The following is a 26,711-nucleotide window of genomic DNA, read 5'->3' on the forward strand; positions in this document are numbered from 1 at the left end:
GAGCCGCTTCCGCTTTTCTAAAGAAGTTAGGTGGGAGATAAACTGTCCGTAAAAGCCCGATTGGTGAGGGCTTATAATCAGTGGGGGATGAAGAAAACCCCCACTGATTAAAGTTTCACTTTATAAAACACTACTACAAAGACAACGAGAACTTGCATTTCCCTCTATTTTAACTTGAAAGTAACAGGAAGAGATTCTCATTGCTTCTATTCATGCTCATGCTGAAAAAGAGTATCCCGCATGAATAGTGAGAGATGTAGAACACCCCTACTGATTAAAATTTCATTTTATGTTGTTTTTTATTTCGTTTTATATAGGAATCGTGTACTCTCGTATACACGATTCCTCTTTTTGTCCAGTTTATGAACAAAATGTAGCGGATTTTTTACAGTTAACACTATTATGGAATAATTATACTTTTTCAAGTTGACAATAGTGTTGAACAGGAATATACTTAGCAATGTAAGTTGATTGTGAATTATTTCACAAATAATGTGAATGGTTTCACATATTATAGATAGGAGTTGTCATTATTATGAATACTTGGACACAAATTTATGACCCGTTAAACAACATTTGGTTATCAGCACTTGTCGCTGCTCTTCCAATCTTATTCTTCGTTCTTTGTTTAACAGTATTTAAGATCAAAGGATATTTATCAGGACTTTATAGCGTAATTTTAGCAATCATTATTTCCATATTTGTTTACAAAATGCCTGCAACAATGGCAGTATCATCAGCTGCATTTGGTGTAGCAGCTGGATTTTATCCAATTTGTACAATTGTTATTGCAGCAATCTTTCTTTACAAATTAACAGTAAAAACTGGGCAATTTAATGTTATTCGTGACAGCATTTCTAGTATTACAAGCGACCGTCGTCTTCAAGTCTTATTAATTGCTTATTCATTCGGTGCTTTCTTAGAAGGTGCAGCTGGATTTGGTGTACCAGTTGCAATTACAGCGGCATTACTTGTAGGTATGGGATTTGACCCATTAAAAGCAGCAGGTATTTGTTTAGTTGCAAATATTGCTGGTGGTGCAATGGGCGCAATGGGTATTCCTGTTACAGTACCTGCTCAATTAACACAAATCGATGCATTAACTGTTGGTCGTCAGGCTGTAACATTATTACCTTTCATTAGTTTTGTATTACCCTTCTTACTTGTTGCAATGGTAGATGGTCTTAAAGGTATTAAAGAAACTTGGCAAGGTATCCTTGTAAGTGGTGGTTCTTTTGCTCTTACACAATTTGTTGTAACATATTTCCTTGGTGCTGAACTAACTGATATTTTCGCAGCTGTTGTCAGCATGGTTGCATTAGCTTTATTCTTACGTGTATGGCAACCAAAATCTTCAGAGCAATCTAGCAATGAAAAAGCTGAAAAACACAATTACACAATGAAACAAATTTTATACGCTTGGTCACCATTTGCTTTCTTAACTGCATTCGTAACAATTTTCAATTTAAAAGCAATTAAAGGTTTATTCGCTCCAGATGGTGCGTTAGGAAGCTTAGTATGGAATCTTCAAGTTCCTGGTTTACACAATCATGTTATTAAAACAACACCAATTGTAAATGCAGATACACCATTTGCAGCAATCTTCAAACTAGATGTATTTTCATCTACAACTACTGCAATTGTATTAGCAATTATCGTATCTTTACTTGTATATCGTGTAAAAGGTCAATTGGTTAAAGAATTAACTATTGAAACATTAAAAGAACTAAAAGTTCCAATTTACACAATTTGTAGCGTAATCGCATTAGCATATGTAACAAACTATTCTGGTATGTCTTCTACTCTTGGACTAGCTTTATCATCTACAGGAGATGCATTCCCAGTCTTATCTCCAATCTTAGGTTGGATTGGCGTATTCTTAACTGGTTCAGTAGTATCAAGTGGTTCTTTATTCGCACCACTTCAAGCAGTAACTGCAGCACAGCTAGATATTGTACCATCTACACTCGTCGCACTTAACGTAGTTGGCGGTACAATGGCAAAAATGGTTTCACCACAATCAGTAGCAGTTGCTTGTGCAGCAGTTGGACTAGTTGGTAAAGAATCTGCTTTATTTAAAACAGCGATGAAATATAGCTTAATTTTCTTAGCTGCAATTAGCTTACTTCAACTTGGTTCTGTATTTAACCTCTTTTAATAGATGAAAACGATCCCTTATGCAGGGATCGTTTTTTCATCCATTATATAAAAAATAAAAAATCCTAANNTTAGGATTTTTTATTTTTTAACAGCGAAGCTCCTGCAATCTCAGGATGCGTCATTTCATATGGATCCAAAATAATATCAAGTTCTTCTTCTGTTAACACTCCATGCTCTAAGCAAAGTTCACGGACTGATTTGCCTGTTTTAATTGCTTCACGTGCAATACTAGAAGCTGCTTCATATCCAATATGAGGGTTTACCGCTGTAATAATACCAACACTTTTCTCAACATATTGTTTTAACAACTCTTCATTTGCAGTAATACCTTGAATACAGTATTCACGGAATACACGGAATGCGTTATTCATAATACTAATAGATTGAATTAAATTAAAGACTAACACTGGTTCCATTACATTCAGTTCTAATTGCCCTGCTTCTGATGCTAAACATATTGTATGATCATTTCCGATAACTTGGAAAGCAACTTGGTTAATCACTTCCGCCATAACCGGATTTACTTTCCCTGGCATAATAGATGATCCTGGTTGACGTGCTGGCAATTGAATTTCAGCTAACCCCACACGTGGACCAGATGCCATAATACGCAAGTCATTTGCAATTTTAGACATATTCATCATACATACTTTTAACGCTGCAGATACTTCTGTATAAGCATCTGTATTTTGCGTTGCATCTACTAAATGCTCAGCACCAACAAGTGGGAACCCGCTAATACTACGTAAATGTTTTACAACTTGCTCAATATACGTAGGATTTGCATTTAATCCAGTTCCGACAGCTGTTGCTCCCATATTTACTTCATACAAATGTTGACGAGACTGCTTAATACGTTTTATATCACGTCCAAGCACACGACTGTAAGCTGCAAATTCTTGTCCAAGACGGATCGGAACAGCATCTTGTAAATGCGTACGCCCCATTTTAATTACATGATCAAATTCTTTCGCTTTATCAGTAAATGCTTTGTGAAGCGCATCCATTGTAATAAGAAGTTCTTCTAGCATCATAAGCGTTGCAATATGAATTCCTGTTGGAAACGCATCGTTTGTTGACTGTGCCATATTTACATGTGTATTAGGACTGATTATTGTATAGCTTCCCTTTTCATATCCCATTCTTTCTAATGCACGGTTAGCAATTACTTCATTTGTGTTCATATTAATGGAAGTCCCTGCCCCGCCTTGAATTGGATCTACAATAAATTGCTCATAAAATTTTCCATCAATAATTTCCTGAGCTGCTTCTGCAATTTCTTTCCCAATATTCTCTTGCAAATAACCTGTCTCCATATTAGCAAGTGCCGCAGCTTTTTTAACCATTGCCATCGCATTAATTAATGAGGCATGAATGCGATATCCTGTAATCGGAAAATTCTCTACAGCACGTAATGTTTGAACACCATAGTAAGCTGCACGTGGTACTTCCTTTTCTCCTAAAAAATCTTTTTCAATACGTATATCTTTCGTTGCTATCATTTCTCATCACCTGTACTTTTTATTCTAATCGATCACCTAAAAAACTTTTCTATGAAAATATAATTGTAAAAGTTTAATTTCCATAGCCCCTTTCACTATATAGTACCACTTTTGAAAGCGCAAACATTATTGCTTTTTTTATGAAGACAACCTACGTCCATAATCGTAAATTGAAAATGTAATCTGTGATACTCCTTTTTTCGCACTCATTATCCCCACCTCTCTTCCTCGTTTTCCTCTGAATCTTGAGGTGGGGCTTATTGCTTTTGAATAGCGGAATACAGGTTAGGTAATCGCTATGTCTTTTGCTTCTATTTTTTTTATTTCTACTCGTTTAATTTGATGCATATCCTTTTCAACTACTTTGAAAACCCAACCGTCTTTCTCAATAACATCCCCTTCCATAATTGTCTGTGTTTGCATCATGATCCAACCACCAATCGTATCTACGTCATCCGCAACTAAATGTAATCCAAACAAATCATTTACTTCACTAATGAGTACTTTTCCATCTAGAATTTTATATGTTTCACTTATATGTTCAACAGGAGGATATTCATCTTCATCATACTCATCGCGGATTTCACCAACAATTTCCTCCAAGATATCTTCAAGTGTTACCATCCCCGCTGTTCCTCCATACTCATCATATAACACAGCCAATGGGATTCTTCTTTTCTGCATTTGTAATAATAAGTCATGAATCGGGATATTTTCTAAAACTTCAATAACGGGTCTCATATATGGACTAATCGAGCATTCTTCATTTATCTCATCATCCATATAGCGAATAAATAAGTCTTTTACATTCACCATCCCAATAATCTCATCTTTATCCTCCCCGAATACAGGATACCTTGTATACTTTTCGCGCCCAATTATTTTAATATGTGTCTCAAATGGCTCATCTTCATATAAACCGACTATTTCAGTACGTGGAACCATAATTTCTTTTGCTAATCGATTATCAAATTCAAAAATATTATTTACATATTTAAATTCAGCTTGATTAATCTCTCCACTTTTGTAACTCTCCGATAAAATGAGGCGTAATTCTTCCTCTGAGTGTGCGACTTCATGCTCAGAAGCAGGGGATAATCCAAATATACCTGTCACCAAGCGAGCCGAACCATTTAGAGCCCAAATAAACGGATACATAATTCGATAAAAATAAATGAGTGGCCTAGATAGTAGTAAGCTTACTTGCTCTGCTTTTTGAATAGCAAATGTTTTTGGCGCTAACTCTCCAATCACAACATGCAAAAATGTAATAACAGCAAATGCAATAATAAAGGAAACTGTACTCGCGATTGTAGGTGAAAGTTTAATCTTTAAAAATAACGGTTCCAATAAATGCTTTATCGTTGGCTCACCTAACCACCCTAGTCCTAAAGCTGTAATTGTAATTCCAAGCTGACATGCTGATAAATATTCGTCTAAATTTGAAATCACTTTCTTAGCTGCTAGTGCCCCTTTTTTTTGTTCTCCTACTAGTTGATCAATTCGGCTACTGCGTACTTTTATAATCGCAAATTCAACTGCCACAAAAAAACCAGTTAATGCAATAAGAATAACAACCATAATTAATTTAGTAATTTCCAAAGAACACCTTTAGCTTCTTATTAGCTAAAGTTACACCTCCTTTTTAAAAGAAGTTTTCTCTCCATCAAAGAAGCTGATTGAATGGAAAACGAATGGAAGCTTTACTTTGTTTTTAGTCTCTTCATTTGTCAAAAAGCAAACCTATATAAAATTCCCCAATTTTCAATCCTCATATAATTCTAACGGTAAACAATCCGGGTCTTGGAAGAATACAAATCGTCTTCCTGTTATTTCATCAACACGTATTGGCTCCGTATCTACCCCGTATTGATGTAAATGCCGAACTGCCTCTTCTATATCCGTAACTGCAAATGCTAAATGTCTAAGACCGGTCGCTTCTGGAAAACTTGGGCGCTTTGGTGGATTTGGAAATGAAAATAACTCAATTTGATATTGACCTCCTACACATAAATCTAATTTATACGAATCCCTTTCTTCTCTGTAAACTTCATTTATTACTTTAAATCCTAAAATCCCTGTATAAAAATTTTTAGATGTTTTATAGTCAGAACAAATAATTGCAATATGATGTACTTTAGTTATAATCACTTTCTACTTCATTCCTCTCTTTACCGAGCATGCATATTCTCCCTCGAAATGAAAAACCTATGTAACAGAATATCTCTTTTAGGAGGCTAATTATGCGATTTGTTACTTTTTTTCTCGGTCTTGTTGTTGTTTTCTTTCTTGCCTACATCGCAAGTAATAATAAAAAGCATATTAAATTCAAACCGATTTTCATTATGCTTATTATACAGTTAATTTTAACATTTTTACTATTAAACACAGAAATTGGTCTCGTGCTCGTAACTCTAGTTTCTAATTTATTCACAAAATTATTGGACTACGCTGCATCTGGGATAAACTTTGTATTTGGTGGTATTACAAACAAGGGAGAAATGCCATTTTTCATCAATGTACTTTTACCAATTGTCTTCATTTCCGTCTTAATTGGTATCTTACAGCACTTCAAAATACTCCCTTTTTGTATTCGCTGGATTGGTTTTTTTCTCAGCAAAATCAATGGACTTGGCAAATTAGAATCTTATAACGCTGTTGCTTCTGCCATTGTAGGTCAATCAGAAGTATTCATTACTGTAAAGAAACAACTTGCTCAAATTCCAAAACATCGCTTGTATACACTTTGTGCTTCCGCTATGTCAACTGTATCCATGTCAATTGTCGGTGCTTATATGACAATGATTGAGCCAAAATATGTAGTAACTGCTCTCGTCTTAAATTTATTTAGTGGTTTTATTATCGTACTTATTATTAATCCATATGAAGTGAAAGAAGAAGACGATATTTTAGAAATTAAAGGCGAAAAACAAACCTTTTTTGAAATGCTTGGAGAATACATTCTAGATGGATTTCGCGTCGCTATTGTGGTCGGTGCGATGTTAATTGGTTTTGTTGCCTTAATTAGCTGTATTAATGATTTATTTCACCTTATTTTTGGAATTACCTTTCAACAATTACTTGGTTATGCTTTCTCCCCTATCGCTTTTCTTATCGGTGTGCCGAGTAAAGAGATTGTCACCGCAGGAAGTATTATGGCTACAAAGCTTGTAACGAATGAATTTGTAGCCATGATGGATCTCAGCAAACTTGCAAATAGCCTCTCCCCTCGTACAGTAGGTATTATTTCTGTTTTTCTTGTATCCTTTGCTAATTTCTCTTCCATCGGAATTATTTCCGGTGCCGTTAAGGGATTAAATGAGGAACAAGGAAACGTTGTTGCTCGCTTCGGTTTAAAACTTTTATACGGCGCGACACTCGTCAGCATTTTATCCTCAATTATCGTAAGCATTATGCTATAAGAAGGTAAAATTTAATCCTTTTCTTATTCACCCTTTTTGTATACAATACGAATAGATGTCTCATAAATAATTGAGACATCTATTTTTTATACATGTACAACAATGTATATGTAGCGTACAATATCTCTTATGTGTCTCATTTACACATTATAGAGCGATATGCAAATTGAATGATTTAAAGGAGAACTAAATAATGAACTCAGATGTAGAAAACAATAATAGAACCTCAAAGAGGCGATTTAAGAAAAAACGTCTACTATGGTTTATCCTCATTCCACTGCTCATTGTAACAATTGGAGGTGGAGGCTACTCTTTCCACATATATAATAAAGCAAAATCAATTTTAAATAATGCCTATGCTAAACTAGATAGAGGCGATAAATCCGATAAACGAGAAAAAGCCGTTAAACCGATGACCGATAATGTGTCTGTCCTTATTATGGGTGTGGATGAAAGTGATCTTCGCGAAAAATCTTACGGTAAAGCAACACGTACAGATGCATTATTACTTGCCACAATCAATAAAAATGATAAATCAGTAAAACTTGTTAGCATCCCACGTGACTCTCGTGTTTATATTAAATCACGCGATAAATACGATAAAATTACACACGCTCATGTATTTGGAGGCGTGGATAGTACAATTGATACAGTTGAGAACTTTTTAGATGTCCCTGTTGACTACTATGTGAAATTTAACTTTAAATCCTTTATAAAAATTGTCGATTCTCTTGGTGGCATTGATGTAGATGTCCCTGTTGAATTTACAGAGCAAAATAGTAAAGATGAAGCAGGCGCAATTCACTTGGAAAAAGGACGCCAGCATTTAAATGGTGAAGAAGCACTTGCTTTAGCTAGAACTCGTCATATTGATAGCGATTATATGCGCGGTCAGCGTCAACAGCTTGTTTTAGAAGCAATTGCTCAAAAAGCGTTATCCCTAAATTCCATTAATAAAATTGGTGGATTATTAGATGCTGTTGAGAATGATTTAAAAACAAATTTAACATTTGATGACATGATGACAATTACGAAGAACACAATGGGATCTGACTTAAAGATGGATAAACTTCAAGTAAAAGGTGCCGATAAATATATCGGTGGGATCTACTACTACATTCCTGATGAAAAGAGTGTACAAGAGATATCTCAAACATTACAAGAACATCTCGGTGTTACGAATAAAACTGAGCATAAAAAATTATAATAAAAAGGCTNNAGCCTTTTTATTATAATTTTCAACAAAATTCTTTCGTTTTTTACACAAATAATGACAAAAAGAGACAATTATTACAGAAATGTAACTTTTTTTATAGAAATATTACAACAGCGAGCGAAATAATAGTATACTAGTACATAACATATTCCTATTGCTATCATGCATACATAAAAAAATAAATACATATGGCCTTATATATTAATTTTTTGGGGGGAAGTAAATGAAGCTACGTAACTTACTTATCGGTTCTGCTGTCACTGGAGGAATATTACTATGTGCAGGTGGGATTAGTGGTTATCAATACATTTCTAAATTGAATACACAGCTCGATACAAATGTATTACCACACACTACATTTGAAGGTACTTCTCTTGATGGTAAAAGTAAAACGGATGTTCAAACAATTATCCAACAAAAAATTGATGAATCGAATAAAAAATCCCTTAATTATGTATTCGAGGGTAATACACAAACTTATACGTGGAAAGATCTTGGCATTGAATATAAAGAAAACGATATTGTAGAAAAAATCTTTAAAGAGCAAAAAGGAAACATTATTGAACGTTATAAAATACGGAAACAAGCTGAAAACGGCGAATTAAAACGTGAATATAAATTAACACCCCACTTGAATACAACAACTTATGAAGCTTTTATGAAAGAAAAATACAACGACACTTTAAAAAATCCTGTAAATGCAGAATTAAACATTTCAGGAAATACAGTAAGTATTAGTGAAAGTCAAAATGGAGAGCAAGTTGATAAAGAAAAATTAAAAGATTTAACGACGAAAGCCATTACTACCGGTACACAGAACATACAACTTCCAATTTCACCCATAAAACCAGAGCGCTCTACAAAAGATATTCAAGACCTGGGAATTACAGAGGTCATTGCCGAATATTCTACTCCTATGGCTGGCCGAAATGGCAATCAATCCTTTAATGTAAATAAGTCGGCTAATACTTTAAGTGGTGCAATCGTAGCACCTGATGAAACCTTTAGTTTCAATGGACGTGTTGGCATTACTGATGCGGCACATGGTTATAAATCTGCAGCTGTATTCTCAGAAGGTAAAGTGATCCAGAGTGCTGGGGGCGGCGTTTGCCAAGTTAGTAGTACTCTATATGGAGCTGCATTACGTGCTGATTTAGGAGTTGTTGCTCGTAGTAACCATTCTATGCCTGTTAACTACTTACCACTTGGTCAAGATGCGGCTGTAGCCGATTACGGTCCAGATTTAAAATTCAAAAATAATACTGGAAAACATATTTATATTCAAGCATTTTCTAATGGTAGTAGCATAACTACACGTATTTTCGGCACACCTACTGGAAAAGATGTAGAAGTTTCATCGAAAGTAATTAGTAATACTGAAAATAAAATTACTGCTGTCACTTATAAAAAAGTAACACAAAACGGTCAAGTTATATCAAATGGCCAAATTTCAAAAAGTGTATACAAAAAGGACAAAAAGGCGTGATCTTTCACGCCTTTTTGTTTTGCAATACATGTAAAAATGTCTCTATATGCTCTCGTGTCTCTTCTAATGACCATATACGATTTCCTTGTTTGGCTGCTAATAAACAACTGTCCTCCCAAGAATTTTCTTTTTGCATATGTAATAGTTCATGTTGTAAGTTTGCAATTGTTTCTTGATTCTCTTGCTCTGCAAACTCCGTCATTACATCCGTAATCTCTTCTTCCTGTACGCTTAACGTACAATATGCTTTTAGGAAATATTGAAATGTCGGATACATGCTCCTCTCCCCCTTTCTTATTTATCAGATGGATAGGAAGTAATAATTTTAAATCCTAATGATCCTGACTTATCCCGTGCTAAAACAGTTACTGTTTTCATCAGATTATCTTTCACACTCATATCTTTCTTTAATACTGTTTTTCCAACAGGAAATGAATGCTTCGTATTTAATACGAGACGATTCTCTTTAGAATTCTTTAACCAATTTTCAATTTCCTTCTCATGTTGCTTTAAGCTATCTTTAACAGCTTTCGTTGCTACTTCTTTATCATAGTATGTACTTGCTGCTGATACTTTATCTGTCTGTAATCGCTTCTTCAAATCCTCTTCTGTTTTCCCAACATGACGTTCTATCGTATGACCGTTTTTCGGCGGCCCTTCCATTTCGTCTAAAATATTGTCGCTAATCTTTTCTATTGATGTTGAATTGCTTTCTTTCAGACTTTCCTTTTTCTGTTCTTGTCCTGTACAACCACTTAACACAAGGATCATCGCAAGTAAGCTGCTCAAGAAAATACTCCATAATCGTTTCATCATATCACCTCTTTCATGATTATTATCGGAACTTCATCAAAAGTCAATTTTAGATAAGAAAAAGCATGTAGCACTCTAAATTCCTACATGCTTTTTCTTATTTTTTCGTATTGTTTCCCGATAACACTTTTCTCCCCCCATCCAAATAACCATTTTCTCGAAATGAGAGCCACAATCTATACAATACCCTTCAATTCATGGGGGTATATTTGATTTCGTCATAAAAAACACTTATTTAACAGTGTTATTCTAACAAAAACATACCCCCATTTTTATATACCATATACCTATAACGGGTATATAGGTGCATTTCGTCTACATTATGTAAATTAATTCCATATTATCCCTCAATTCTCAAAGGATCTCGCTTTTACAGACTTTCATTTTCACTACACTTTAAAGCGAGCATGTTACTGTTCTGCAATAGCGAGGGAAAAGCATTCGTTTTAAAGGGATATCTACGCTTGCCTATATTAATGAAATATGGTGTAATGCTAAAAAAGACAAAGGACTATAACGACATGCAAGAACTGATTCATGATGTACTGACAGAACATTACACGCTAGCAATTCCACTTAGTATTCTATTTAATATCATCATTAGCTTTGCCGGTTTCATTCCAAGTATTTTTCTAACCGCAATCAACATACAACTCTTCGGTTTAACAGATGGAACACTCATTTCGATCGCAGGCGAAGCATTAGGGGCCATTATTTCTTTTTATTTCTATCGATTAGGTCTTCAGAAATTCGCTCAAAACAAGATAAACCATTATCCAAAAGTGGAGCGGCTCCTTTACGTTCAAGGAAAAGAAGCTTTTTTACTCGTTTTATCATTCCGCTTCATTCCCTTTATTCCATCGAGTATTGTTACTTTATTCGCAGCTTTAGGGAAAATGTCCCTACTTTCTTTCAGTATTGCCAGTACACTAGGAAAAATCCCTGCGTTACTCATTGAAGTGTATTCGGCATATCATGTTATGAATGGAACAAATGAAGCAAAGTGGATTATAACAATTGCAGGTTGTATCGGGTTATTGTACCTATGGAGAAAGTGGAAGAAAAAATAAAAAAGGGAGCATTCGCTCCCTTTTTTATTTTTTATATAATGAAGAAACCTTATTTTACACCAACCGCATCATACGATTGTTTCACCGCTGTAACCTCAGCAGAACTTGCGCCATATAAATCCGCTGCAGCTTGTACTAACCCAGCACGCGCTTGACTAAACGTAGTAGATTCAGTGAAATATAGCGTATTTGCACGATAATAGATTGCTCCTACTTTATCTTTACCAATACCGTTCACTGTTACACCATAATGTGTACCACCATTTGCTAGTAAGTAGGCCGCTTTATTGATAATACCGCTGTTCGTATGAACACCACCATTATCACTTGTACCTGTATAACGCTTAGAATAATGATCTGGATCACCATATTTAGTTGGATCACTCATAGAGCGTAATGCATCCCCTGATTTACCAGGCGTATAAACATCCTCTCCAACTTCCCAGTCTGGATTACGATTATCATAGTACTCTACTAACGTACCAAAAACATCGGAGAACGCTTCATTTAATGCACCTGATTCATTTTGATAAATCAGATTCGAGCTATACTCTGTAACAGCGTGTGTTAATTCATGCCCAATTACATCCAATGCACCTGATAACGGCGCAAATGTTGCTCCATCACCATCTCCATATACCATTTGTGAGCCATTCCAGAAAGCATTGTTATAGCTTCTACCATAGTGAACTGTTGACTTTAGTGGCGCTCCTGCATCATTAATAGAGTTTCGATTAAACGTATTTTTATAGTAATCATATGTGACACCCGCATAATAATGAGCATCTACCGCTGCCGCATCATAAGATGCATTGAACACATTATCCGTATCTGCCCATAACGTTCCTGGTAACGTAGTACGATTTTTCGCATCGTATGTGAAAATCTGTGCTCCACGTGTATTATCTTGCAAATAATAAGTAGATCCAGATAATGTTGTATTAAGTGATTTCGTATCTCCTAATACTCCTTTTCCTGTCCCAACTTTATTTGTTCCTGTTACAGGCTTTCCAGCCGTTTTCGCCTCTTGTTTTACAACTTCTTTATTAAGAGGTGCTTTATCCTCATCTGTTACATGGTCAATTGTGTTGTATTTATTTAACACTTTACCACTATCTGCTTCAATGAAATAATAATAGTTTCCTGGTTGTGGCTCTAAAAAGTTTAATTTCACAACATATGCATATGTTACGTCCTCACCATTTTGATATACGTATAAATCTGCTGATGGATCTACCTCATATTTCGGAGTGAATCCTAGATCTTGCTGTGCAATTCCAATCGCTTTTTTGCCTTCAATCTTATTTTTATTCTTTAATTTTTCCTTTTTGTCTAAATCAGGTACAACTGTTCCAGATAACACTTTCAGTGAGCCATCTTTACTCACATGAGCTAGTTGAGTAGATCCCCATACAGGTGTGCCTTCATACATTTGTTGCATACGCACCACTGTTGAATCCGTTACAGTATCTTTCTTTACTTGTTTCACTTTAAACGAATCCTCTGCACTCTTTTTCCCTAGCTTATAATCTGCTTTTGCTGCATTTAAATAATCAAACACAACAGATTCTGCTTTTTTCCCAGTTGCCCCAGTCAAATCTCCAGAGATAAACTCAGGTGATTGTACTACTTCATTGTACTTTTTCGCAGAGAGTACATTCTTAGAATCTGCAAAAGCAGAACCTGTCCCTCCAAACGTTGTAACTGCCATTCCTGCCGCTAACACTAATGCTAAACTCTTCTTTTTCATACGATCTTCCCCCTAATAAAAAATTTTTTTTGAAAAAGAGTAATTTTATATTAGCATTAGGTTTCCACTATTAATATACTAAAAATTCAAATAATTATTTTCTCAAGTTTTGTAGAATTTTGGAGAACAAATATTGAGAAAGGCCCTTTCCGTTTCGGAAAGGGCCTTTCTTAATATTTTTATAGGTTTACTGATTGAGATGAATTAACTTCTTGACCATAATTATCAGGCTTCCAAGCATACTGCACATCAAATACCACCGCTAGAATCGTCACCATTGCAAATGTTCCTAAAATTACTTTTTTCATCCTATAACTCCTCCTTCTTCTTCTAACAACATAATCGCTAATTTATAATATCGATTACTTTCTTTAAATTCTAATGATTCTTCGAAATATTCCGCTAGCTCTAAATATACTTTTTTTAAATCTTTAACATTCTTTTCGTTTTTAAAGAAAGGTACTGCTTCCATTTCCAAAAATCGCTTATATACTTCTTTTTTCTCAAAATATTTATATTGTTGCATTAGTAACAAGTACAATATACTTTTATATCTATCTTCTTTTCTTGCAGCAGAAATACCTTTTTCAATCCAGACTCTCGCCTCTTCAAACTCCTTTAACTGAACACACTGCAGAGAAATTTCATACATGGCATCAATATAATTTAAATCTTCTTCTTTTTTATACTGTAGGCTCTTCAAATAATATTCTTTTGCTTTTGCATAATTATTTTGGCGATAATATAAATAACCAATATTATTTAAAGCAATCGACATAATATTATCTTTGTCCGCAAAAGAATCTGCCTCTCTCAAAATATGATTAAAAATCTTCATAGCCTCACTGTACTGGGTTTTCCGTATATAACTAAAAGCAATTAAAAGCTGACAATTAATTACATGTCGAAACTTATATTCATTTCGAAATCCTTCTAACGCAACATTAGCAAAATATAATGTCATATGATCAATTTCGATCTGGCTGTACGTGAGTGCTAAATTATAATATATTCCCGTTTCATAATAACCTTGTTCTTTTGCCATAGACTCTGTTTTTAGTAAGCACTCCAGCGCTTGTTTATATTTATATTGCAAAGAATATAGCAAACCTTTACTATACGTATACAACAACTTCTGAAACGGAGAATACTTCTTATACATTTTCTTTAATTTCTCTAGTTCCTCTTCAAGTGCAGGAAGATCTCTTTTCATAATCAAATAGCGTGTATACAACAGATTATAATAATTTATAATTTCAAAATCTAAAACATGCTGCATCTCAGCCTGTAATTCGCTATATATGCGTTCTACCTGCCCTTTGTCCAAATGAACCAACGCATTTAACCACTCATCTAGTTTTTCTTTCACTTCTTCTTCTACATCTCTCAAATCCGTCACAGCAATCTCTAACCTCGCACAGAGCAACTGTAAGATTTCCTCCGATGCTTCTATCTTTCCATTTTCAATCTTACTTAAATATGAGACGGAACAAATGCCCTGACATAATTCTTCTTGTGTCATTTTTTGCTGTAGTCGCTTATAAAAAACTTGTTTGCCAATTTTCTCTAGTGTTTGTTGCATTGCCCTCCTCCATTCTCATTTACCCCTCACTACTTTAATAATACATAAAAATCAAAAAAATATAAATTAATAAATAGGAATTTTCTAAAGAATTTTACAAAAAAATCATTTTATTCCTCTCTCAACGATTACATTACCGATACGTCTATGTTGCGAAGACAGAAGGAAGCGTCACTTGTTTTCTCTCTCCATTCTTCACTTCACACGGGATTAGAAAAAGGTTTAGCCACTTTTATGTATGACCAGATGCTTTCATTTCATCTTGTTGATAATGCTTTTATATCAAAAATCTCTTTTCAATAAAATGCTTCCATTTGGCATAAACTAGTAAAAATTGTTATACTATAACAAAATTACGGAGGTGTTTTCGCAATGAATCATTATAAAGACGATAGTTACGCCTTACATACAGATTTATATCAAATCAACATGGCTTATACATATTGGAAAGATGAGATTCATAATCGTCGCTCTATTTTTGATTTATATTTCCGAAAGCTTCCATTTAAAAATGGTTACGCTATTTTTGCTGGTCTTGAAAAAATTATAGACTACATAGAGAACTTTCGTTTCACTGAAAGTGACATCGCCTATTTAAAAGAACTACAATTTGAAGAAGAATTTCTACATTATCTACAAAGCATGAAGTTTACTGGGAAAATTCGAAGTATGCAAGAAGGTGAAGTTGTTTTTAATAATGAACCATTATTGCGTGTGGACGCACCGCTTGGTGAAGCTCAAATTATTGAAACAGCCTTATTAAATATTGTAAATTACCAAACATTAATCGCTACAAAAGCCGCTCGCATGAAGCATGCAGCGGATAATGATCAGCTCTTAGAATTCGGCACACGCCGCGCTCATGAATTCGACGCCGCTCTATGGGGCACGCGTGCAGCTTTTATCGGTGGATTTTCTTCTACAAGCAACGTCCGTGCTGGCAAACGCTTCGGCATTCCAGTTGCGGGTACGCATGCTCATTCCTTTGTTCAAGCGTACCGCGATGAATATGTTGCATTTAAAAAGTATGCTGAAACACATAAAAAATGCGTTTTTCTTGTAGATACATACGACACATTAAAATCTGGTGTACCAAATGCAATTCGCGTTGCTAAAGAATTTGGTGACCACATTGACTTTTATGGTATTCGTCTTGATAGTGGCGATATGGCTTATTTGTCAAAAGAAGCAAGGAAACAACTTGATGCAGCTGGATTTACAAATACAAAAATTATCGCTTCTAGTGATTTAGATGAATATACAATTATGCACTTAAAATCCCAAGGAGCAAAGATCGATGTATGGGGCGTTGGCACAAAGCTTATTACTTCATTTGAGCAGCCTGCATTAGGGGCTGTTTATAAATTAGTTGCCATTGAAGATGTGAACGGCGTATTAAACGACACAATTAAAATCTCTTCTAACCCTGAAAAAATTACAACACCAGGATTAAAACGAATTTATCGAATTATTAATCGTGTGAACAATCATGCAGAGGGGGATTATATCGCTTTAGAGTCTGAAGAGCCTCAGCAGGAAGAGCGCTTAAAAATGTTTCATCCTGTTCATACGTATATTAGTAAATTCGTGACGAATTTTGAAGCACGCGAGCTTCATCTTGATATTTTTACAAACGGTAAAAGAACATATGAATTACCTAGCATATTGGAAATTCAAAAATATACCGAAAGTAACTTAGCTCTATTTTGGGAAGAATATAAACGGACTCTTAATCCTGAAGAATATCCAGTTGATTTAAGCCAAGAATGCTGGGATCATAAAATGAATTACATTCAAAAGGTACGTGAGCAAGTTGCAAATAATATCCAAAAATAAAACGAGAAGCTTTCGCTTCTCGTTTTATTTTATAAATCTTTTACTCTAAGCACACGCATCGCATTCAATACCGCGATTAATGTAACACCTACATCTGAGAATACCGCTTCCCACATTGTTGCGATCCCAAATGCACCGAGTAATAGGACAACCCCTTTTACACCAAGTGCAAAGATAATATTTTGCCATACGATACTACGTGTACGTTTCGCAATTTTAACGGCTGTAGCAATTTTTGAAGGTTCATCTGTCATAATTACGATATCCGCTGCTTCAATCGCTGCGTCAGACCCTAAGCCACCCATCGCAATTCCGACGTCCGCTCGTGCTAATACCGGTGTATCATTAATACCATCACCAACGAATGCAACTTTTTCTTTCGCTTGCTTTGCTGCATCAATTTTTTCAATTTCTTCTACTTTTTGTTGTGGTAATAATTCAGCATGCACTTCATCTAAGCCAAGCTCTTTACCAACAGCTTCCCCAACTAATTTTGCATCACCTGTTAACATGACAGTTTTCTTAATACCAAGTTCTTTTAACTTTTGAATCGCCTGTTTTGAATCTTCTTTTACTTCATCTGAGATAACAATATAACCAGCGTATACACCATCTACAGCAACGTGAACGAGTGTCCCTACTGTTTGCGGCTGCTCGAATGTGATATTTTCTTTTTTCATTAATTTTGCATTACCTGCAAAAATTTCTTTCCCTTGTACTTTTACAACTGTACCATGACCAGAAATTTCACTATAATCTTCAATCATATTTTCATCAATTGCTTTTCCGTAGCTACTCCGAATAGATTGCGCAATTGGATGATTTGAGTACACTTCTGCAAATGCTGCATATTCAAGAAGTTCTTCTTTTGTCGTTGCCCCATTTGGCTCCATCTTTGTTACTTTGAAAACACCTTTTGTTAACGTTCCTGTTTTATCAAAGACAATATGTTTTACATCATTTAATGCTTCTAAATAGTTACTTCCCTTAATTAAAATACCACTTTTAGATGCTCCACCAATGCCACCAAAGAACCCAAGTGGAATAGATACCACTAATGCACAAGGACAAGAAATAACTAGGAATACTAATGCACGATAAATCCACTCTGAGAATGTAGCACCTTCTAAAATAAGGGGTGGAACAAAAGCTAATGCTGCCGCTGTAATAACAACAACTGGAGTGTAGTAACGAGCAAACTTCGTAATAAAGTTTTCTGTTGGTGCTTTTCGGCTACTTGCATTTTGGACTAAATCCAAAATTTTCGATACAGTTGATTCACCAAATTCTTTCGTTACCTCAATTGTTAATACACCGTTTTGATTCACGAAACCACTTAATACATCATTACCAACTTCTACTTCACGCGGTACAGATTCGCCTGTTAACGCTGAAGTATCTACCATTGATGTTCCCTCAATCACTTTCCCATCTAACGGTACTTTCTCACCCGGTTTCACAATAATATAGTCACCGATTTTAACATCTTCTGGTGAAACTTGTTTTGTTTCGTTTCCGACTTTCACGTTTGCATAATCAGGACGAATATCCATTAATGAAGTAATTGATTTTCGTGAGCGGTTTACAGCGATACTTTGGAATAGCTCACCTACTTGATAAAAGAGCATAACAGCAACTGCTTCTGAATATTGTCCGATTGCAAATGCTCCGAGCGTCGCAATTGCCATTAAAAAGTTCTCATCAAATACTTGGCCACGTGTTATATTTCTTACGGCTCTCCAAACAATTTCCCCACCAATTAACAAATATGCAATGACAAAGAGCGGAATTGTTACCATTTGTGGTAATTCTGCTAGTGCAGCTATTCCTGTTAAAACGCCACCAATTGCTAAGCGCCAAATCAGCTTCTTCACATTTCCTTCACCGTGATCGTGGCTATGTCCATGGCTTCCGTTCTCTTGGCGAACAACTTTCACATCTGGCTCTAACTTATGAACAATATCTTTGATATTTTGTACTGTCGTTTCAAGTTCTTTTTTATTCGCCACTTCTATTCTTAATTTCTTCGATACAAAATCAACTGTCGCATTTGAAACGGAAGGCATTTCCTTTACCTTTGTTTCAATTTTCATTGCACAATTCGCGCAATCTAATCCTTCTAATACAAACTCTTCTTTTTGAACTTTTGTTTTTTGTTCTTCCTGTACTTGAATATGTGGCTCTAATTTTGTAACAAGCTGCTTCGCCTCAGTAATCACATGCTCTTTATTTTGTTCTGTTTCTAACACCATTGTCTTTGTTGCAAAGTTCACGGTACAAGAAGATACTCCTTCAAGATTTCCCACACCTTTTTCAATTTTCATTGCACAATTTGCACAATCTAATCCTTCTAACACAAGTTTTCGTTTCACTAATGCTTCTGCCATCTTTCTCCCTCCTTGTGTTTTTATTCTTCTTCGTTTACATGCTCAAATGCTTGCTCAAAAATACCGATTACATGATGGTCTGCTAATGAATAATAAACCACTTTTCCCTCTTTACGGTTTTTCACAAGCTTTGCTTGTTTTAATACACGAAGCTGATGTGAAATAGACGACTGCGTCATTCCAAGCAAATAGGCTAAATCACATACACACATTTCAGCTTCAAATAATGCGTGTAAAATTCTCGTACGTGTACGATCGCCTAACACTTTAAATAACTCTGCTACTTTACTTAAGCTTTCATCATTTGGAATTGTTTGTTTTACTTGATCCACAACTTCTTCATGGATAATCGTTTGGGAACACGCCTCCTGACATGCTTCCACTTTATTTTCAGCCATTATAGCTCACCTCTTTATTTGAACATATGAACAATCATTCATATATCTTATACCTTTATTATATGAGCACCTATTCATATGTGTCAATAAAATCCACAATTATTTTTTGAACATTTTGTTCACATTTAAACGCGAGCATATATAGCATATTCTCCTCATACTTTATATTCTTCATGCAAAAAGAGGATGTTGCTAAAACTGTATATCTTTAGCACACCCCCTTTATTCTTATCTATTTCTTCCCTACATCCAAAATGAAAGAAACAAACTCTACCTTTCCATCCTGATGTTTAAGGTCAAAGCGCTTAGAACGATAAATCATCCCTGCCTTCAACAAAAAGAAAAAAGCCTTGCGCGCTCCCTAGACGCACAAGGCTTACCATTTATTATATCCCTTAATTAGCTTCTTCTAAGCTATCTTGCGAACTTCCATCTTCTTTTAGATGACTATGCTTTTTCGAATAAACAAAGTATACAACTACTCCAATTGCTAACCAAACACCGAAGTATATCCATGTCGTTAATGGTAAGTTTACCATTAAGAATAGACAGCATACAACTGAAATAATCGGTAAAGTTGGTACAAGTGGTACCATAAATCCACGCTGTAACTTCGGATGTGTTTTACGAAGAATGATAACAGTTACACCAACCATCGCAAACGTTAATAACGCTCCAATATTCGCTAAATTCGACAATTCTTTTAAATCGATAAATCCAGCAATTAAAGCACTACCAATCCCTGTTAACCAAGTTGAAAATGTTGGTGCTTCTGTCTTTTGGTTAATTTTCGCAAAAGATTTTGGCAATAAACCGTCACGGCTCATTGCAAAGAATACACGCGTTGTTGCATAGATATAAGCGAAAATTACAGCCATAATACCAATTACAGCTCCAATAGAAATGACACCAGCTACTTTATCTTGTCCGACAACTTCTAGTACATAAGACATCGCTTCTGGTACATCTAATTCTTTATAAGAAACCATACCAGTCATTACAAGACAAACTGCAACGTAAATGATCGTACAAATAACTAACGAAGCAATGATACCAATCGGAAGATCACGCTGTGGATTTTTCACTTCTTCTGCTGAAGTTGCTAATGCATCAAAACCTAAGAAAGCAAAGAATACTGCTGCTCCTCCGGCAAAGACTCCACTTAAACCGTACGGTGCAAACGGCACCCAATTTTCTGGTTTTACGTAAAATACACCAACTGCGATAAATAAGACAACAATACCAATTTTAATTAATACCATTGCGTTATTGACACGCTTACTCTCTTTTGTACCACGTGATAACAACCATGTTAATACGAGCGTGATAATTACTGCTGGTAAATTCACAATACCACCTTGAGATGGAATCATTAACAGCTCTTTTGGAATTTCTAATCCAAATCCACTCACCAAGTTATTGAAATAACCTGTCCATCCACCAGCTACTGCTGCTGTTGTTACGACGTAAACTGAGAGCAACGTCCATCCCATTAAATGGGCTACAAACTCACCAATTGTTGCATAAGAATATGTGTATACACTACCTGAAACCGGAAGTGTCGAAGCAACTTCTGCATAACATAATGCTGCAAATCCACAAACAATTGCTGCAATCATAAATGAAAAAATAACTGCTGGACCAGCATCTCTCGCTGCTACTATTCCAGTTAATACAAGAACTCCTGTACCGATTATCGCACCAATCCCTAGCATTGTTAGGTCGAATGCCCCTAAAGTTTTAGACAAAGTCTTACTTTTACTTTCCCCTAACAGTTGCGTAACGGATTTCTTTTTAAATAGGTTGGCCACGATGTATGCCCCCTTTTACTAAGAAGAGCTAAGAGGTCTTCACTCTTAGCTCTTATCATGTTGTATTAAATATTGTTCGATTTTTATTTTGTATTATGCTTCAATTAGCAAGATACAGCTTCTGCTTCTAATAATTCTTTTGCACCTTTGTATTCTACACCGTGAGCTTCTGCAACTGCTTCGAATGTTACAAAGCCATCTAATGTATTAAGACCTTTTAATAATGCAGAGTTGCCTAGGCAAGCTTCTTTGTAGCCTTTGTTAGCAATTTGTACTGCATATGGTACTGTTACGTTTGTTAATGCAAGAGTTGATGTACGTGGAACCGCACCTGGCATGTTTGCAACTGCATAATGAACAACACCGTGTTTTTCATAAGTTGGGTTATCATGAGTTGTAATACGATCAGTTGTTTCGAAAATACCACCTTGGTCAATTGCGATATCTACTACAACAGAACCTGGTTCCATTGATTTAATCATTTCTTCTGTTACAAGTTTTGGCGCTTTTGCACCTGGAATTAATACTGCACCGATTACAAGATCAGATTCTTTTACAGCTTCTGCGATGTTGTAAGGGTTAGACATTAACGTTTTTACTTGGTTACCGAAAATGTCATCTAATTGACGAAGACGTTCTGCACTTAAGTCGATGATTGTTACATCCGCACCTAATCCAACTGCAATTTTAGCAGCATTTGTACCAGCTTGTCCACCACCGATGATTGTTACTTTACCGCGTTTTACCCCTGGAACACCTGCAAGTAAGATACCTTTACCGCCTTTGTTTTTCTCAAGGAATTGTGCACCAATTTGTGATGCCATACGACCAGCTACTTCACTCATAGGTGCAAGTAATGGTAAAGAACGATTTTCTAATTGTACTGTTTCGTAAGCGATAGCTACAACTTTCTTTTCAACTAAAGCTTTTGTTAATTCTGGTTCTGGAGCTAAGTGTAAGTATGTGAATAAGATCAAACCTTCGCTGAAGTGTTTGTATTCGCTTTCAATTGGTTCCTTAACTTTCATTACCATATCCATGTTCCAAGCTTCTTCAGCTGTGTCAACGATTTTTGCACCTGCTTCAATATATTCAGCATCTGTAAAACCAGATCCTAAACCTGCACCCTTTTGAATAAATACTTCGTGATTGTTACGAATTAAATGTACAACACCAGCTGGTGTCATTGCCACACGGTTTTCGTTGTTTTTAATTTCTGCTGGTACCCCAATACGCATAATGAAATGCCCCCTTATAGTTAACAGAAAAAAGAGATTCTTTTTTCTTTTTTTAATAATTAATAACTTATGTCCTTATTCTAGCATAACTTCAAAGTTATGAAAACGCTAACATATCATTTTTTTAAAGTTTATATATTTAGAATAGTGTAAATATAGAGAACTTTATTTCACAAGGTTGTTTTATATATTTTACTATCTATTATTCTATTATTATTATAACCACGGAAACTACACATGTATCATTTATTATTTGACAATAATATAACAATGCGAGAAATTAACAAAAATCGTATACATATACACCTTTTATCCCCTGCAATATTTTAGAAATATATTCTTTTTTAGATACATCCCCTTTGTTTTCCAAATATATAAGACACTACCACAACGAAGAGAATGTGACCTGCACTCGTTTTTCCTCTCTGCTTTAACATGACATGATGCAGGAACATGCTCTGTCCGTTTCTAAGCATGTTAGGTGCTCTCATTCACCTAACAGAAATGGATTTCATGTTACGTTTTCAACTTGTCTTTATATAAAGTGAAACTTTAATCAGTGGGGGTTTTCTTCATCCCCCACCTACTCGCTCCTTGAGGAAGGAGACTTCTTTCCAGAAAACATATTAAAAATTTCCAACAACAAAGGCCTATCCCTGTTTTGGATAAGCCCATTGAAATTCATTCCATCAAAGCGTTGCTGACTCAATAATCGAATAGTCTATAGAACAATTCGTTTTTCAGTTTCAAAATCAAAATAATGAACTTTGTCCATATTTAAAGCTAGATCCATCTCAGGTTGACTATGCACATCAACTGAGGTGTTAACACGCGCAACAAAGGATTGACCATTGATATTAGAATAAAGATAGGTTTCCGATCCCATTAATTCTGCTACATCAATCGTTACCTTTACTTTTGCATCATAAGGTAAGGATGAAATTGCTTGTCCATAATAAAAATCTTCTGGACGTATCCCTATAATGATCTCTTTATTAGCATACCCTTTATTTTGCAAACTTTTCATCTTCTCTTCTGAAACTTCAATTTTCCATTTATCAATCATAATGGCATTTTCTGTTACTATTCCTTTGAAGAAGTTCATTCCAGGGGAGCCAATAAATCCTCCGACAAATACATTCTCCGGCTTTTCATATACTTCTTTAGGTGTACCGACTTGTTGGATGATACCATCCTTTAGCACCACTAGGCGTGTCGCCATCGTCATCGCTTCTATTTGATCATGCGTGACATATACAGTTGTTGTTTGCAACTGCTGATGTAATTTCGTAATCTCAGCACGCATTTGAACGCGTAGTTTTGCATCTAAGTTTGACAACGGCTCGTCCATTAAGAACACTTTTGCATTTCGAACAATCGCTCGTCCTAAAGCAACACGCTGACGCTGTCCACCTGAAAGTGCTTTTGGCTTTCGGTCTAAATATTTCTCAAGACCAAGTATTTGCGCTGCATGTTTCACACGTTGATCAATTTCCGCTTTACTATATTTTCGCAACTTTAAACCGAACGCCATATTATCATAAACACTCATATGTGGATACAGAGCGTAGTTTTGAAAGACCATTGCTATATCTCGATCTTTCGGTGTAACATCATTCACACGCTTTCCATCAATATAAAAGTCCCCCTCTGAAATCTCCTCAAGTCCTGCAATCATACGTAATGTCGTCGACTTTCCACATCCTGAAGGTCCAACCAAAACGATAAATTCTCCATCATTCACTTCTAGATTAAAATTTTTTACGATTGTCATATCACGATCATATTTCTTATAAATATTTTTGAATGATAGCTGAGCCATAATTGCCTCCCATAATTTTAGCTATTTTTAAAGATACTGTTATCGACAATTTGAATCACACAATTGTTTTATAAGACCTCAGAAATATCCTTCATACTGTCTAAAATATAATCTGCTTCTCCTTCTAAATCTTCCTTCTTACTCGCACCTGATAGAACGCCCACTACTTTAATGTTGCTATTTCTTGCGAATTTAACGTCTGTTAATGTATCACCTACCATGAACACATCTTCTTCAGCAAGCGAAAATTTTTCTTTGAATATATGATAAAAATCACTTTCAGGTTTTGTTTTATGAACGCCATCATCTGCTCCTAAAAAATCCACATAATCATATAATCCTGTCATTTTAAGTGAATGAATAGCTGCATCAATGTCATCCGCTGTAACAACTCCAATTACATATTTATGGTCTTTTAAATATTTTAATGTTTCCTTTGCACCTTCCACTTCTGTAAATACGAGATCATCTGCTGTAGAGTGTTTTTTGAATAATGCACATACATCATGAATAAAATTCTCTTTATTCACATTGTGATTTTCTAATAATGAAAACCATGCAGCTGCGATAAAGTAATTTGTTTGACAAGCTAGTAAACTGGTACTCTCAAAATCGTTATCACCCATACCAATAACCTTTAGGTAGTCATTTCGTTTACTTGTTTCATCTGGATACATTTGAAATATATCATCTAGCACACAATGAACAATTTTGTACCAAACAGAGTCTAGCTGTATTAGTGTTCCATCTTTATCAAAAATAATTCCTTTATTCATCTTCTGCTCCCCCTAAAACTTCATACCATGTTTTAATATTCTTATGCGTAACGTTATTATGAATCGGATTTATAAACGCTACTAATTCATCATCTTCCCAACCCTCAACTCTTGCATATGCTCCTTCATGTAAATAAAAGTCAAAGGTTACGTGGATGCCAAATTCTTTTTCAACAATTTCCCCATCCACAATCAATCTCCACTCACAAGATTTATCTGTATGAATGTTGTAATGAATATTTCCGTTAGCCCCATCCCCAACATAAATGGTTTTACCTTCGTTTTGAATATCAATCTCTAGTTTTCTAAAGCGTGAGAAATAAATACGCCCTCTTTCGATAGCAATCTTTAAATTTTGAATAGATAACCCATTACATAATACATATGTGCCAGGGTCACCATAAATCGACGGGTCTTTAGATCCTGGGAACGTTTTAGATGGATGTAAGTGCGAATCACTTCCTCCTATCCCCCATACTTTCAAACCATTTAGCCACATTTGATCGAAGAACTGTAAAGCTTCTAAAGTAGAAGGTTTGCTTTTTTTATAAGTCGGATCACACATAATTTCCATTGTATGAACATTTTCTAAGTCAATATCAATTTGGTTCGCCCAAGGCTTCATGAACGGATGATTCACGCTAATTAAGTAGCCTTTTTCATTCATAAGAGCAAATAGCTCATTCATGCTTTTAGCGTTAAATGATTCATCGAGGTACTCTGTAAAATCAATATATTCCTTCATACCGAACATATTGTAATGACCGTAAGGAGTTGTAAGTTCCATAGATGGTATAATTAATGTGTTTCCTTTTTGATAAGATGGCATGACAATGTTGTGTTCCGTCGCATATAAAAAATCCAACTCTTGTTTTTCACATACGCTCATTGCCAGTTCGTCATCGATCTCGCCATCCGTTAAATCTGTATGAACATGAAAATCTCCTTTATACCAACGATGCTCTTCATTCACTACTTTTTCAAAATCATTTTCATGAATAAAGGCATTTTCTTTACAAAAATGCTCTCGGTTATACTCCCGGTTTACCTCGTCATTCACTACTATATTTACTGTATAGTCAACATTTCTTCCGGCAAACTTTACTGCTTTATTTGCACAATGAGGGATATATACAACTTCTAGTTCCCACTCACCAGGCGTTATTTCACCTCCAACGCAACCTGCTGAACAAAACTTTTGGTCTTTGGCAACAACTAGTTTTTCGTCAACAATTGGTGTTTGATATTGTATACGCACATACCCATTAGGGTCTCTCAAAATTAATAAGAGCGGGATTTTCCGACTAACTCCCTGATTTATAGTTAATGTAAAGTTAGCAATATCATTTGAATTCATTAAGAAACAATGTTTATTTTTCACAAATGGAGAAAGAGTCAATGTACCTTCCATTTCAATCATAATTCTCACACCTTTTTTATAT

21 protein-coding genes are annotated in these 26,711 nt (G+C 35.3%); 6 read left to right on the plus strand and 15 right to left on the minus strand.

Annotation, left to right across the window (positions count from 1 at the left end):
* The first annotated feature begins 535 nt into the window (after window positions 1-535).
* A complete protein-coding gene (locus CN373_RS17970; protein WP_098359836.1) occupies window positions 536-2,158 on the plus strand; it encodes a lactate permease LctP family transporter in 1,623 nt (540 codons plus the stop codon).
* Between the two features lie 70 nt (window positions 2,159-2,228).
* Here CN373_RS17970 and aspA read toward each other — a convergent pair whose 3' ends face one another.
* The 3 genes from aspA to gloA2 form a co-directional block, all read right to left on the minus strand.
* Window positions 2,229-3,662: an aspartate ammonia-lyase gene (gene aspA, locus CN373_RS17975; RefSeq protein WP_000562126.1), complete on the minus strand. Its 1,434-nt coding sequence runs from the start codon at window positions 3,660-3,662 to the stop codon at window positions 2,229-2,231.
* Window positions 3,663-3,947: 285 nt separating this feature from the next.
* Window positions 3,948-5,264 (minus strand): hemolysin family protein, encoded by a 1,317-nt coding sequence (locus tag CN373_RS17980; protein ID WP_098359837.1) that lies wholly within the window; start codon window positions 5,262-5,264, stop codon window positions 3,948-3,950.
* Window positions 5,265-5,426: 162 nt separating this feature from the next.
* Window positions 5,427-5,813, minus strand: a complete 387-nt coding sequence (gene gloA2 / locus CN373_RS17985) for an SMU1112c/YaeR family gloxylase I-like metalloprotein (protein ID WP_000587493.1) — start codon at window positions 5,811-5,813, stop codon at window positions 5,427-5,429.
* A gap of 92 nt (window positions 5,814-5,905) precedes the next feature.
* Here gloA2 and CN373_RS17990 point away from each other — a divergent pair, with 92 nt between their 5' ends.
* The 3 genes from CN373_RS17990 (at window position 5,906) to CN373_RS18000 (ending at window position 9,786) form a co-directional block, all read left to right on the plus strand.
* Entirely contained in the window at window positions 5,906-7,084 is a 1,179-nt protein-coding gene (locus CN373_RS17990; RefSeq protein WP_001213089.1) for a NupC/NupG family nucleoside CNT transporter, read from the plus strand.
* Window positions 7,085-7,274: 190 nt separating this feature from the next.
* Window positions 7,275-8,291 (plus strand): LCP family protein, encoded by a 1,017-nt coding sequence (locus CN373_RS17995; protein WP_111901853.1) that lies wholly within the window; start codon window positions 7,275-7,277, stop codon window positions 8,289-8,291.
* 232 nt (window positions 8,292-8,523) lie between these two features.
* Window positions 8,524-9,786 carry a VanW family protein gene (locus CN373_RS18000; protein WP_000776830.1) on the plus strand — a complete coding sequence of 421 codons (1,263 nt, stop codon included), beginning with the start codon at window positions 8,524-8,526 and terminating at the stop codon, window positions 9,784-9,786.
* Window positions 9,787-9,790: 4 nt separating this feature from the next.
* Here the strand turns inward: CN373_RS18000 and CN373_RS18005 are convergent, their stop codons facing one another.
* Both CN373_RS18005 and CN373_RS18010 read right to left on the minus strand, forming a co-directional pair.
* Entirely contained in the window at window positions 9,791-10,063 is a 273-nt protein-coding gene (locus tag CN373_RS18005) for a hypothetical protein (protein WP_000283613.1), read from the minus strand.
* Between the two features lie 17 nt (window positions 10,064-10,080).
* Complete coding sequence (locus CN373_RS18010; RefSeq protein WP_000827041.1) at window positions 10,081-10,599, minus strand: RNase A-like domain-containing lipoprotein; 519 nt, start codon at window positions 10,597-10,599, stop codon at window positions 10,081-10,083.
* A 521-nt stretch (window positions 10,600-11,120) separates the two neighbouring features.
* Between CN373_RS18010 and CN373_RS18015 the strand changes: the two genes are divergently transcribed.
* Complete coding sequence (locus CN373_RS18015) at window positions 11,121-11,669, plus strand: TVP38/TMEM64 family protein (RefSeq protein WP_001156939.1); 549 nt, start codon at window positions 11,121-11,123, stop codon at window positions 11,667-11,669.
* Between the two features lie 49 nt (window positions 11,670-11,718).
* Here CN373_RS18015 and CN373_RS18020 read toward each other — a convergent pair whose 3' ends face one another.
* The 3 genes from CN373_RS18020 to CN373_RS18025 form a co-directional block, all read right to left on the minus strand.
* The gene (locus tag CN373_RS18020; protein WP_098359839.1) at window positions 11,719-13,419 is read right to left on the minus strand and encodes a M4 family metallopeptidase; all 1,701 of its coding nucleotides are present in this window, start codon (window positions 13,417-13,419) and stop codon (window positions 11,719-11,721) included.
* Window positions 13,420-13,598: 179 nt separating this feature from the next.
* On the minus strand, window positions 13,599-13,727 hold the full coding sequence (locus CN373_RS25410; protein WP_133116040.1) for an NprX family peptide pheromone: 129 nt from the start codon (window positions 13,725-13,727) through the stop codon (window positions 13,599-13,601).
* Window positions 13,724-15,001 carry a helix-turn-helix transcriptional regulator gene (locus CN373_RS18025; RefSeq protein WP_001187948.1) on the minus strand — a complete coding sequence of 426 codons (1,278 nt, stop codon included), beginning with the start codon at window positions 14,999-15,001 and terminating at the stop codon, window positions 13,724-13,726. The genes CN373_RS25410 and CN373_RS18025 overlap by 4 nt, the downstream gene beginning before the upstream one ends.
* Window positions 15,002-15,373: 372 nt before the next feature.
* Here CN373_RS18025 and CN373_RS18030 point away from each other — a divergent pair, with 372 nt between their 5' ends.
* A complete protein-coding gene (locus CN373_RS18030; protein WP_001017140.1) occupies window positions 15,374-16,837 on the plus strand; it encodes a nicotinate phosphoribosyltransferase in 1,464 nt (487 codons plus the stop codon).
* A gap of 29 nt (window positions 16,838-16,866) precedes the next feature.
* On the opposite strand, the gene CN373_RS18035 is transcribed toward CN373_RS18030, so the two are convergent.
* The 7 genes from CN373_RS18035 to CN373_RS18065 all read right to left on the minus strand — a co-directional run bounded on the left by CN373_RS18035 (window position 16,867) and on the right by CN373_RS18065 (window position 26,689).
* A complete protein-coding gene (locus CN373_RS18035; RefSeq protein WP_000796615.1) occupies window positions 16,867-19,224 on the minus strand; it encodes a heavy metal translocating P-type ATPase in 2,358 nt (785 codons plus the stop codon).
* 20 nt (window positions 19,225-19,244) lie between these two features.
* Window positions 19,245-19,622, minus strand: coding sequence for an ArsR/SmtB family transcription factor (locus CN373_RS18040; protein ID WP_000829677.1), 378 nt, complete (start codon window positions 19,620-19,622; stop codon window positions 19,245-19,247).
* Window positions 19,623-20,017: 395 nt separating this feature from the next.
* Window positions 20,018-21,433, minus strand: a complete 1,416-nt coding sequence (locus CN373_RS18045) for an amino acid permease (RefSeq protein ID WP_001284873.1) — start codon at window positions 21,431-21,433, stop codon at window positions 20,018-20,020.
* Between the two features lie 104 nt (window positions 21,434-21,537).
* A complete protein-coding gene (gene ald / locus CN373_RS18050; RefSeq protein ID WP_001219737.1) occupies window positions 21,538-22,671 on the minus strand; it encodes an alanine dehydrogenase in 1,134 nt (377 codons plus the stop codon).
* A 721-nt stretch (window positions 22,672-23,392) separates the two neighbouring features.
* Window positions 23,393-24,493, minus strand: a complete 1,101-nt coding sequence (locus CN373_RS18055) for an ABC transporter ATP-binding protein (protein ID WP_000057931.1) — start codon at window positions 24,491-24,493, stop codon at window positions 23,393-23,395.
* A 68-nt stretch (window positions 24,494-24,561) separates the two neighbouring features.
* Entirely contained in the window at window positions 24,562-25,269 is a 708-nt protein-coding gene (locus CN373_RS18060; protein ID WP_001032349.1) for an HAD family hydrolase, read from the minus strand.
* The gene (locus tag CN373_RS18065; protein ID WP_098359840.1) at window positions 25,262-26,689 is read right to left on the minus strand and encodes a CehA/McbA family metallohydrolase; all 1,428 of its coding nucleotides are present in this window, start codon (window positions 26,687-26,689) and stop codon (window positions 25,262-25,264) included. Before CN373_RS18065 ends, CN373_RS18060 begins: the two co-directional genes overlap by 8 nt.
* Window positions 26,690-26,711: the final 22 nt, after the last annotated feature.

The organism is Bacillus cereus (assembly GCF_002561295.1).
GTDB lineage: Bacteria > Bacillota > Bacilli > Bacillales > Bacillaceae_G > Bacillus_A > Bacillus_A cereus_S.